Origin of the sequence: Flavonifractor sp. An4 (genome assembly GCF_002161755.1) — a bacterium.
Taxonomy (GTDB): domain Bacteria; phylum Bacillota; class Clostridia; order Oscillospirales; family Oscillospiraceae; genus Flavonifractor; species Flavonifractor avicola.
Genome location: NZ_NFIL01000058.1, coordinates 1 through 10783, shown reverse-complemented (window position 1 = coordinate 10783; position 10783 = coordinate 1). Strand labels below are relative to the sequence as shown.

The following is a 10783-nucleotide window of genomic DNA, read 5'->3' as shown; positions in this document are numbered from 1 at the left end:
TGGGGGTAGAGGGCCGGGGGAGGTTCTGGCGGGGGCTGCCTCCGCCGCCTGCACGAAGAAGCCCCGCTTGGGTTGGGAGCGAAGGTAGCCCTCCGCCAGCAGCTGATTATAGGCTCCCTCCACCGTTACCACGCTGATTTTCAGGTGGGCGGCCAGGGCCCGCTTGGAGGGCAGCCGCTCCCCGGCGGCCAACCGCCCGGCCTCGATCTCCCCCCGAATGTGGCGGTAGAGCTGTTCATATAAGGGCATGGAAGCACTGCTGTCCAAAATAGGCGTGAGCATAGAGATCCTCCTGTCTGACCTGATTCTTCTTTTTGTTCAGTATAGCGGAAATAAGGTCAGAACACAAGAGACACCGAAGTCCATCGAAAGCGGTCCCACGATAAAAAAGATTGCCGCAGGGGTCGCCGTATGAAAGGAACCGTCGGGGACATACTGAACACAGACACAGAGAAGGAGGCAGGGGCCATGCAGGGAAAGGTTGAGATCTGCGGCGTCAACACGGCAAAGCTGAAGGTACTGAAAAACGAGGAGACCATGGAACTGCTCCGGCGGGTGAAGCAGGGGGACATGGAGGCCCGGGAACAGCTTATCGCAGGCAACCTGCGGCTGGTGCTGTCGGTGATTCAGAAGTTTTCCGGCCGGGGTGAGAACGCCGACGATCTGTTTCAGGTAGGGTGCATTGGCCTCATTAAAGCCATTGATAATTTCAACACCGATCTGGACGTGCGTTTTTCCACCTATGGCGTGCCGATGATAGGTATTTTGGGGAAATAGAAATACTTGAATTCAAACTCCAGGTTTCAGAATCTTGATTCTTGAGTAGGTTGGTGGTAAAATAAAGAAAACAAACCGCGGACCGCGGGCGGTCAGGAGGAGAGGATCTTATGAATACCACCATGTCAAAGCTGAGCGTGGCCGTGCGTAAACCGGTCATCAAAATCGTCAGCAAACCTACCCCTGTGACCTACATTGGGCCGGGCCGTGCCAAAGAGGCAGGCCGCCTGCTGAAAATGCTGGGCGCCAAAAAGGCCCTGGTGATCACTGATTCCTTCCTCCATCAGTCCGGCCTGCTGGATGGGGTGGAAGAGAGCATCCGGAACGCCGGAGTGGAGCATAGCGTGTATGACGGGGTGCAGCCCGATCCCACCTTTGCCATTGTGGCCGAGGCCAAAAAGGCCTGCTCCGGCTGCGACGCCGTGGTGGCAGTAGGCGGTGGATCGGTGATGGACACCGCTAAGGCGGTGGCTGCCGCCGTGGCCAACCACACCAGCGCCGAGGCCCTGGCCGGAATGCTGAAGGTGCGCCGCCGGCCCCTGCCCCTTATCGCGGTGCCCACCACTGCCGGTACCGGCAGCGAGACCACCGTGGCCGCCATCATCTCGGACTCCGCCACCCACAGCAAAAAGCAGCTGCTGGACCCCAAGCTGGTGCCCATGTTTGCCATTCTGGACCCGGAGCTGACGGTGGGCCTGCCCAAGCACACCACCGCCCACACCGCTCTGGACGCCCTGACCCACGCCCTGGAGGCCTATGTGGCGGGCTACGCTGACGAGGAGACCGACCGCCAGGCCCGCATTGCCGTCCGGCTTATCTTCCAGTACCTGCCCAAGGTCCAGGAGGACCCGACCGATCTGGAGGGCCGGGAGGCCCTGCTCACCGCCTCCTTCTTCGCAGGTATGGCCTTTACCCGTACCTATGTGGGCTACGTCCATGCCTTTGCCCACACCATCGGCGGCAAGTTCGGCGTGCCCCACGGCCTGGCCAATGCGGTGCTGCTGCCCCATATCATGCGCTATTACCTGCCTGTGTGTTATAAGCGCTTTGCCGAGCTGGGACGGATGCTCAAGCTGGGGATGCCGGGAGACAGCGACCAGATCAAAGCCACCCGCTTCGTAAAGCTGCTCTATAAGCTCAACCGGCAGATGGGCATTCCCAACCGGTTTGAAAAGTTCCCCGCCTCCGCCATCGAGGAGGTTATCGACATGGCCTTCCAGGAGTGCCACGGCACCTATCCGGTGCCCCGGTACTTCACCCGGGAGCACGCCCGCAAGCTGATGGAGGCGGTGTGCGCCAAGGAAGAGGCCTGAGTTCAGGCGTCAAGCCCGCCCCGGCTGCGGGGCGGGCTTTTCTATGATGCGTGAAGGAGGGGTCTGGATGCCGTACCAGATCACAGAAAACTGTGTGGGCTGTACTCTGTGCGCTAAAAACTGTCCGGTGGGGGCCATCACCGGCACGGTCAAGCAGGTACATACCATTGATCCCGTCCGCTGTACCCAGTGCGGGGTGTGCGGCCGGGTGTGCCCGAGAGGGGCCATCGAGGGGCCCCTGCCCGGCCTCTACAGCCATAAAGTACCCAAAGAAAAGTGGCCCAGACCGGTCATTGACACCAAGCTGTGTACCGCCTGCTCCATGTGTGTGCTTGCCTGCGGCTTCTCCTGCCTGTCCATCAGCCTGCCCCGGCAGAAGGGGGATCTGGAGGTATTCGCCCAGCTGAGCGCTCCGGACAACTGCGTGGGCTGCGGTCTGTGTGCCCGGGCCTGCGGCATTGGGGCCATCACCATGAAGGAAGGGGTGGGAGCATGATCCTGCCGGTCTATGCCCAAGTGGACTTGACAAACGGCCGGTGGCGGAAGTGTACCATCTCCGCCAGACTGTTTGAGCAATATCTGGGTGGCAAGGCCCTGGGGGCCCGGCTGCTCACCGATCTGACGACCGCGGGGCTGGACCCCCTCAGCCCGGAGGCGGTGCTTATCGTCAACACCGGACCCATGAACGACACCGGCGCCCCCAGCTCCAGCCGGTTCAACATGACCTTTAAAAACGTCCTCACCGGCGGTATCGCCTCCTCCAACTGCGGCGGACCCTTTGGGATGCTGCTGAAGAAGGCGGGCTTTGACGGACTCATTCTGTGCGGAAAGGCCCCGGAGCTGAGCATGGTGGTGGTGGAGGACGGCAAGATCCGCATCGAGGCCTGTCCCCAACTCCAGGGCCTGGACACTGAGCGCACCCAGGAAGAACTGCCGGAGCGGTACGGCAAGCTGGTCATCGGCCCAGCCGGAGAGAACGGGGTGCGCTTTGCCTGCGCCGCCAGCGGCGAGCGAGTGGCCGGGCGCTGCGGGGCCGGGGCGGTCATGGGCAGCAAGAATCTGAAAGCGGTCATTGCCTACGGCACCCGTGAGGTGGTGAAGGCCAATCCCGAGGGCTTCGAGGCCCACACCCGCAAGTGGGTCAAGCTGCTGAAAAAGCACCCCATGACCGGGGACAGTCTGCCTCGATACGGCTCGGCGGGTCTGGTGAGCAAGGCCAACGCCTCCGGCGTGCTGCCCACCCACAACTTTACCCGGGGCCGGTACGAGCACTACGAGGAGGTCAGCGGCGAGACCCTGGCGGACACCAGGCTCACCCGCAACAGCAGCTGCGTCAGCTGCCCCATCCGCTGCGAGCGGCGGGTGAAGGTAAAAGGCAAGGAGGTCAAGGGGCCGGAGTACGAGACCCTGGGCCTCTTTGGACCCAACCTGGAGAACCGGGACCTGGATCTCATCAATGAGCTGAACTACAAGTGCGACCTGCTGGGCATGGACACCATCTCCCTGGCGGGCACCATCGCCTTTGCCATGGAGCTCCAGGAGAAGGGGATGGGAGACTTCGGCCTGAAGCCGGGCCAGCCCGAGGACCTGCCCCGGGTGGTGGAGGATGTGGCCTACCGCCGGGGTCCTGCCGGGGAACTGTCCATCGGCAGCAAGGCCTTAAGCGAGAAGTACGGCGGCGCCGACTTTGCCATCCACGCCAAGGGGCTGGAGCTGGCCGCCTATGAGCCCCGGAAGAGCGTGGGCATGGGACTGGGCTACGCCACCGCCAACCGGGGCGGCTGCCACCTGAACGGCGGCTATCTGGCCCTTCTGGAGTCGGTGGGTGTTATCAGCATGGACGCCCAGACCCCCAAGGGCAAGCCGGAGCTGACGGTGTTCTTCCAGAACGGTATGGAGGCGGCCTCCGCCGCCGGGTTCTGCCTGTTTACCATGCAGGCCATGATCCCCGGTATCCTGTTCAAATTTGGACCTGCCAGCTTTGCCTGCCGGGCGGCGGGCAAGGTGATGCTGTCTGCCCGGCCCCTGCTGGGGCAAATCTGGAAGTTCATGCCCTGGATCATGCCCATCAACTGTATGCTGGTGCCCCACAGCAAGTCCATCTCTCTGGTCACCGGCCTGCCTATGACCATTGGCAAATTCTTTACTGTAGGGGAGCGCAGCTACAATGTGGAGCGGCTGTACAACCTGCGGGAGGGTCTGACGGCGGCGGACGACGCCCTGCCCGGACGGCTCACCAGAACGCCCCAGGACCCGGACCGGCCGGACACGGTGGTGCCTTTGGACAAGATGCTGCCGGTGTACTACAGGGTCCGGGGGTGGGACGCCCACGGCGTGCCCACCGCCAAGCGGCTGAAACACCTGGGCATCCCTCTGCCGGAGGGGGGATAAGATGGCGTTGGTGCGCTACCACGGCCGGTTGGCCGACCTCACCGGCTGCCGGGAGGAACCAATAGACGGGACCAACGTGTCCCGGCTGCTGGATCAGATCAAGAAGTACCGCGGGGTTGAGGCTTACCGGCTGGCCAAGCGGAGCCACATCATTGTGGACAAACGCTCCGCTGGGGCGGAGAAGGGCTTCCGCACCCCCACAGGACCGGACAGTGTGGTGGAGTTCATCCCCGTGTGCGGCGGCGGTTAGGAGGGTGCTGTGGAACTGGAGCGATACCGACGGCAGCTGGCCATCCCGGAGATCGGGGAAGAGGGCCAGCACAAGCTGGCCGCCTCCTCGGTGCTGGTGGCGGGGGCTGGAGGCCTTGGGGGCCCGCTGCTTTACGCCCTGGCCGGGGCCGGAGTGGGGCGGCTGGTGGTGGTGGACGGGGACACCGTCTCCCTCAGCAACCTGAACCGGCAGTTCCTCTTTGACCAGGCCGACCTGGGCCGCTCCAAGGCGGAGGCGGCCGCCCGGCGGCTGTCCGCCTTCAACCCGGACCTGCGGGTGGAGGGGGTGGAGGCCTGGCTGGACGAGAAAACTGGAATGGAGCTGCTGGCAGACTGCCAACTGGCAGTGGCGGCGGTGGATAATCTGCCTGCCCGGCTGGCTCTCAATGCCGCCTGTGCCAAAAGGAAGATCCCACTGGTCAACGGCGGGGTGGAGGGCTGGTACGGCTCGGTGATGGCGGTGGAGTTTGGAAAAACACCCTGCCTGGCCTGCTGCTATGCCGGGACTACGCCGGAGGAGGGTGGTCAGGCCCTGGGGGCAGTTACCGGAGCGGTGGCCTCCCTGATGGCTACCGTTGCCCTCCAGATGCTGCTGGGGCACAATCCCATCCCGGGAGAAATGTTGCTCTACGACGGCAAGCGGCTGGAGCTGGACCGTGTGCCGGTGGAGCGGGGCACGGGCTGCCCCGTCTGCGGAAGATGTTGATGGAAGGACCTGCTGTGAAAACGGCGGGTCCTTTTGTCTGCCTTCGGACAAAAGCGGGCACACTGAGAGCGGAGGCGATACCATGGAAGTGCGACGCTATGTGAACGGCAAGCCGGTGTCCGGCAAGAATTTGCCGCCCCAGCAGGTGGAAAATCCGGTGCTGGTCCGTCTGCTGCGGCAGGCCAGGGCCAGAGGACGGAAACAGTGATGGAAGAAAAAGGAATTGCGGCGAATAGGGACAATACGGTACAATGGACCCCATGACACAGCATCAGGAGAGAAACATGACGGAACTTGTGGAAAACCAGCCCCTGCGGGCCCTCTATATCCGGGTGTCCACCGAGGCCCAGGCGGAGGAGGGCTACTCCATCCAGGCCCAGACCGAGCGGCTGGAGGCCTACTGCAAGGCTATGGGGTGGGACAACTACCGCTGTTACACCGATGGCGGCTACAGCGGCAGCAATCTGGACCGGCCGGAGATGACCAGGCTCATCGCCGATGCCCGAGGCGGGCAGGTGGCCACGGTGGTGGTGTTCAAGCTGGACCGGCTGTCCAGAAGCCAGAAAGATACCCTCTACCTCATTGAGGACGTATTTCTGCCCCATGGGGTGGATTTTATCTCTCTCAATGAGAGCATTGACACCTCCACCCCATACGGGCGGGCCATGATCGGTATTCTGTCCGCCTTTGCCCAGCTGGAGCGGGAAAACATCTACCTGCGTACCCGAATGGGCATGGTGGAGCGGGTGCGGCAGGGCTACTGGATGGGGGGCGGCGGGGTACCCTTTGGCTACGACTACGACCGGAGCACCGGCATTCTGGTGCCCAACGCAGACGCTCCCCGGGTGCGGCAGATGTACGAGCTCTACCTGAAGGGATGGTCCGCCCAGCGGATCGCCCACAGAATGGGGCTGAAATACGACAAGCTGGTGACCCAGATCCTTACCCGCAAGAGTAACATCGGCCTCATCACCTACAAGGGGGAGGAGTACCAGGGCCTTCACCAGCCCATCGTGCCCGAGGAGCTGTTTTATCTGGTTCAGGACCGGATGAAGGAGCGGGCTACCAAGCACCGAGCCGCCGGAGGGGGTCACCTGCTCACCGGACTGGTGTACTGTGGCGCTTGCGGCGCCCGGATGCGATACATCCGCTGGGGCAAGAATGGCTATAAGCTGCGCTGCTATGGCCGGGACCCCTCCAAGCCCCACATGAAAAAAGGCGACAACTGCCAGGCTGAGGCGGTGTGGGCGGAGGAACTGGAGGAGCAGGTGCTCCACGACCTGTTCCAGGTGTCCGCCCGGCTGGGGGAGGAGATTGACCCCGTCCCCGATCCCCTGACCCAGCTGGAGGGGGAGATGGACAAGTTGGAGAGCAAGCTGCGGCGGCTCTACCAGCTCTTTGCCGAGGGGGAGGACCCGGTGCTGCTGGACGAGGTGCGGGAGGTGCGCCGGCAGCTGGAGATTCTGCGGCAGGACTATGAGACCGAGCAGGCCACCTGCCGCCGGTCCGCCCGGCTGGAGGACCTGCGGGAGCAGGCGGCGGGCATCAAGGACAGCTGGCCAAATCTCACCCTGGAGGAGCGGCAGGCGGTGATCCGGGACTGCGTGGAGCGCATTGTGGTGGACGGACCCAAAGTGGAGATTTATTACACCTTTTTGAAGCATGGGGCGGAGTCATAGAGAATTTTCCCTAATAGCAGTATCATGCCGATGATTGTTGGGGAAATCCGCCGCTACCTCCGGGACAACTCCTCTCTCCGGGTGTCCCGGTCCATGCGGGACACCGCCTACCGGGTGCTCCAGGCCAAAGAGAAATTCATGAACGAGCACCAGCGGGAGCCCAGCATGGAGGAGATCGCCAGGATGCTGGAACTGAAGCGGGAGGACGTGGTATTTGCTCTGGATGCCATCGTGGACCCGGTGTCCCTCTACGAGCCGGTCTACGAACACGGCGGGGATACCATCTGCGTCATGGACCAGGTAAAGGACTCCAAAAACACCGACGAGAGCTGGCTGGAACACATTGCTCTGAAGGAGGCCATGGAGCGGCTCACCGACCGGGAGAAGCGGATTTTACGGATGCGCTTTTTTGAGGGCAAGACCCAGATGGAGGTGTCCGCCGAGGTGGGCATCTCTCAGGCTCAGGTCTCCAGACTGGAAAAAAGTGCAATAAACCGGATGAAAAAGGATCTCTGAAGAACAGATTGCGGATTTGGGGCCGTCATGATACAATGGAGGTGACAAAACGACGGAAAGGAGTTCTGATTCCCATGAGCTTTGTACTGCCTGAGTATCATGCCCCTGATTTTACCCAGCCCATGTTCCAGAACGCCCCCAGCGTAACCTTCCACCCCGCCCCCCGGGACGGTGTGGCGCCCGAAGGCTACCACGCCACCAGTATTTTCCCGGAATACTTCAAGGTCAACGGAGAGTGGCTGCTGGCCGAGGAGAGCCGCATGGACTGCGTGGCCGTCCTGCGGGATGGCAAGATTGCCGTGGTAGAGTTCCGCAACCTGAAAGAGGGCGAGCCGGTGGTAGTAGGCCGGACGGAGGATGCCTCGGAGGGCATCTATATCTACGCCGATGGCTTTGAGACGGAAAAAGGGGAGCAGGAGACCTTCTCCTTCCGTCAGGGCCGCTCCCGGGAGACCGCCTACTCCATGGATTACGACTCCATCTATGAACTGCTCCGCCATGAGAAGGACCACGGGCGCATTTTGTGGGTCATGGGCCCCGCCTGTGCCTTTGACCACGACGCCCGGGACGCCTTTGCCGCTCTGGTGCGGGGTGGCTATGTCCACGGCCTGCTGGCGGGCAACGCATTGGCTACCCACGATCTGGAGGCGGGCTATCTCCGCACTGCCCTGGGTCAGGACATCTACACCCAGAAGAGTATGCCCAACGGACACTACAACCATATCGATACCATCAACGCCGTCCGGCTGGCGGGGTCCACCGCCGCCTTCATCCATTCCGGGAAGGTGAAGGACGGCATCATCTACGAGTGCGTCAACCACAACGTGCCCTTCGTACTGGTGGGCTCCGTCCGGGACGACGGCCCCCTGCCCGAGGTGTATGGCAATGTGTATGAGGGCCAGGATGCCATGCGGGCGCTGGTGAGGAACGCCACCACCGTGATCTGTATGGCCTCCACCCTCCATACGGTGGCCACCGGCAACATGACCCCCTCCTACCGGGTGGTGAACGGAGTGGTGCGCCCGGTGTACTTCTACTCGGTGGATATCTCCGAGTTCGCGGTGAACAAGCTGCGGGACCGGGGCAGTCTGTCGGTACGCACCATCGTCACCAATGTGCAGGACTTTGTGGTCAACGTCCGCAAGGGAGTGCTGTAATCCAAGCGCATAAGGCCCCGGGGCTGAAAAGCCCTGGGGCCTGTCTTTTTGCATGGAAATGTAAGACAGACAGCCCTTGAAGTTTCCATCTGTACTCTTGTATTTCTGAAACCGTCCGTATATAATATCATATAATAGGCCTTTCTACAGACCTGTGTGAATCGCTGATAAGAAGAAGGAGGGAGCACAGCCATGAAATTGCTCCAGCTTTTGGAACAAGACTGCACTCTGACCCCCGAACAGCTTGCATCTATGGCCGATATGTCCGTGGAGGACGTGAAGGCGGAGATCAAGCGGTACGAGGATGAAAAAATTATTCTGGGCTATAAGGCCATCGTGGACTGGGACCGCACCGACCGGGAGGCGGTTACCGCCCTGATCGAGGTCAAGGTGACCCCCCAGCGGGGCGAGGGCTTCGACCGGGTGGCCGAGCGGATCTACCAGTACGACGAGGTGGAGAGCGTCTACCTGATGAGCGGCGCTTTTGACCTGACCGTTATCATTTCCGGCCGCACCCTGAAGGAAGTAGCCCAGTTCGTGGGGGAGCGCCTGTCCACCCTGGAGGATGTGACCGGCACCGCCACTCACTTTATCCTGCATAAATATAAGGAAAAGCACCTGATCTTTGAAAAGCAGGAGAAGCAGCCGAAGGAGTGGATTTTCTCATGAACTACGACGAGATACTGTGTAAGCGCATCCAGGATGTGAAGCCCTCCGGCATCCGGCGCTTTTTTGACATTCTGGAGGAGATGAAGGACGCCATCTCCCTGGGTATCGGTGAGCCCGATTTCGTTACCCCCTGGCACATCCGGGACGCCGGCATCTACTCCCTGGAGAAGGGCTTTACCAAGTATACCGGCAACGCCGGTATGGCGGAGCTGCGGCGGGAGATTGCCGCCTATCTGGCCCGCCGGTTCGACCTGCACTACAATTTTGCCGACCAGATCGTGGTCACCGTAGGCGGCAGCGAGGCCATTGACCTGACTCTGCGCTGCCTGCTTAACCCCGGCGACGAAGTCATCGTGCCTGTGCCCTCTTTCGTGTGCTACGGGCCTCTGGCTTCCATGGCCGGCGGTACCCCGGTGTATGTGGAGCTGAAGGCGGAGAATGAGTTCCGCCTCACTCCCGAGCAGCTGAAGGCCGCCATTACCCCCCGTACCAAAGTGCTGGTGCTGCCCTTCCCATCCAACCCCACCGGCGGCATCATGGGCCGGGAGGATCTGGAGGCCATTGCCGAGGTGCTGCGGGGCACCAACATCATGGTGCTCTCCGACGAGATCTACGCCGAGCTGACCTACGGCCAGCACCACGTCTCCATGGCCAACCTGCCTGATATGTACGACCGCACCATCGTGGTCAACGGCTTCTCCAAGAGCCATGCCATGACCGGCTGGCGGATGGGTTACGTTTGCGGGCCCGCCCCGGTCATCAAGCAGATGCTGAAACTCCACCAGTTCGGAATCATGTCCGCCCCCACTGTCAGCCAGTACGCCGCCATTGAGGCCATGCGCAACGGCGACGGCGACATCGAGCATATGCGGGACGAGTACGACGGCCGCCGCCGCTATCTGGTGGAGGGTCTGCGCCGCATTGGCCTGCCCTGCTTTGAGCCCAGAGGGGCCTTCTATGTGTTCCCCGACATCCGGGGCACCGGTCTGAGCTCCGATGAGTTCTGTGAGCGCTTCCTGATGGAGGAGAAGGTGGCCGTTATCGCCGGTTCCGCCTTCGGCCCCGGCGGCGAGGGCTTCGTCCGCTGCTGCTACGCCACCTCCATGAAGGATATTGCCGAGGCCCTGACGCGTATGGACAACTTCCTGACCAACCTGAAGAAAAAGCAGGCCAGAGAGCAGGAATAAGAAAAGTCTGCAAATAAAAAATCAATAGGAAAATGAGAAAAATTTGCAGGCACAGGAGAAGGCGAAAAAAGGGTATGAGAAAAGAACCGCCGCGCAAGCGCCGGTCAAATTGAAAGAG

At 61.7% G+C, this 10783-nt stretch carries 11 protein-coding genes and 2 pseudogenes; 12 read left to right on the top strand and 1 reads right to left on the bottom strand.

Annotation, left to right across the window (positions count from 1 at the left end):
• The coding region (locus tag B5F94_RS14905; protein WP_143383318.1) for a GntR family transcriptional regulator at positions 1–282 on the bottom strand (282 nt) is incomplete at its 3' end.
• A 186-nt stretch (positions 283–468) separates the two neighbouring features.
• Between B5F94_RS14905 and B5F94_RS14900 the strand changes: the two are divergent.
• The 12 genes and pseudogenes from B5F94_RS14900 to B5F94_RS14850 all read left to right on the top strand — a co-directional run.
• A pseudogene (locus B5F94_RS14900) lies at positions 469–774 on the top strand (sigma-70 family RNA polymerase sigma factor); the annotation flags it as partial.
• Positions 775–887: 113 nt separating this feature from the next.
• A complete protein-coding gene (locus B5F94_RS14895) occupies positions 888–2090 on the top strand; it encodes an iron-containing alcohol dehydrogenase (protein WP_087331264.1) in 1203 nt (400 codons plus the stop codon).
• 67 nt (positions 2091–2157) lie between these two features.
• A complete protein-coding gene (locus B5F94_RS14890; RefSeq protein WP_087331261.1) occupies positions 2158–2586 on the top strand; it encodes a 4Fe-4S binding protein in 429 nt (142 codons plus the stop codon).
• Entirely contained in the window at positions 2583–4481 is a 1899-nt protein-coding gene (locus B5F94_RS14885) for an aldehyde ferredoxin oxidoreductase family protein (protein ID WP_087331259.1), read from the top strand. The genes B5F94_RS14890 and B5F94_RS14885 overlap by 4 nt, the downstream gene beginning before the upstream one ends.
• A 1-nt stretch (position 4482) precedes the next feature.
• Positions 4483–4731: a MoaD/ThiS family protein gene (locus B5F94_RS14880; protein WP_087331257.1), complete on the top strand. Its 249-nt coding sequence runs from the start codon at positions 4483–4485 to the stop codon at positions 4729–4731.
• A gap of 9 nt (positions 4732–4740) precedes the next feature.
• Positions 4741–5457, top strand: a complete 717-nt coding sequence (locus B5F94_RS14875; RefSeq protein WP_087331255.1) for a HesA/MoeB/ThiF family protein — start codon at positions 4741–4743, stop codon at positions 5455–5457.
• Positions 5458–5539: 82 nt separating this feature from the next.
• The gene (locus B5F94_RS17075; protein WP_275533481.1) at positions 5540–5665 is read left to right on the top strand and encodes a hypothetical protein; all 126 of its coding nucleotides are present in this window, start codon (positions 5540–5542) and stop codon (positions 5663–5665) included.
• A gap of 76 nt (positions 5666–5741) precedes the next feature.
• Entirely contained in the window at positions 5742–7136 is a 1395-nt protein-coding gene (locus B5F94_RS14870; protein WP_158100300.1) for a recombinase family protein, read from the top strand.
• A gap of 24 nt (positions 7137–7160) precedes the next feature.
• A pseudogene (locus B5F94_RS14865) lies at positions 7161–7652 on the top strand (sigma-70 family RNA polymerase sigma factor); the annotation flags it as partial.
• 74 nt (positions 7653–7726) lie between these two features.
• A complete protein-coding gene (locus tag B5F94_RS14860) occupies positions 7727–8809 on the top strand; it encodes a hypothetical protein (protein ID WP_087331251.1) in 1083 nt (360 codons plus the stop codon).
• Between the two features lie 192 nt (positions 8810–9001).
• Entirely contained in the window at positions 9002–9478 is a 477-nt protein-coding gene (locus tag B5F94_RS14855; protein WP_087331250.1) for an Lrp/AsnC family transcriptional regulator, read from the top strand.
• Positions 9475–10665: a pyridoxal phosphate-dependent aminotransferase gene (locus B5F94_RS14850; protein WP_087331248.1), complete on the top strand. Its 1191-nt coding sequence runs from the start codon at positions 9475–9477 to the stop codon at positions 10663–10665. Before B5F94_RS14855 ends, B5F94_RS14850 begins: the two co-directional genes overlap by 4 nt.
• Positions 10666–10783 lie beyond the last annotated feature (118 nt).

Excerpts from the sequence above, each read along its gene's own strand:
- B5F94_RS14895 (WP_087331264.1), top strand. The coding sequence starts at position 888 with ATGAATACCACCATGTCAAAGCTGAGCGTGGCCGTGCGTAAACCGGTC.
- B5F94_RS14890 (WP_087331261.1), top strand. The coding sequence starts at position 2,158 with ATGCCGTACCAGATCACAGAAAACTGTGTGGGCTGTACTCTGTGCGCT.
- B5F94_RS14885 (WP_087331259.1), top strand. The coding sequence starts at position 2,583 with ATGATCCTGCCGGTCTATGCCCAAGTGGACTTGACAAACGGCCGGTGG.
- B5F94_RS14880 (WP_087331257.1), top strand. The coding sequence starts at position 4,483 with ATGGCGTTGGTGCGCTACCACGGCCGGTTGGCCGACCTCACCGGCTGC.
- B5F94_RS17075 (WP_275533481.1), top strand. The coding sequence starts at position 5,540 with ATGGAAGTGCGACGCTATGTGAACGGCAAGCCGGTGTCCGGCAAGAAT.
- B5F94_RS14870 (WP_158100300.1), top strand. The coding sequence starts at position 5,742 with ATGACGGAACTTGTGGAAAACCAGCCCCTGCGGGCCCTCTATATCCGG.
- B5F94_RS14860 (WP_087331251.1), top strand. The coding sequence starts at position 7,727 with ATGAGCTTTGTACTGCCTGAGTATCATGCCCCTGATTTTACCCAGCCC.
- B5F94_RS14855 (WP_087331250.1), top strand. The coding sequence starts at position 9,002 with ATGAAATTGCTCCAGCTTTTGGAACAAGACTGCACTCTGACCCCCGAA.
- B5F94_RS14850 (WP_087331248.1), top strand. The coding sequence starts at position 9,475 with ATGAACTACGACGAGATACTGTGTAAGCGCATCCAGGATGTGAAGCCC.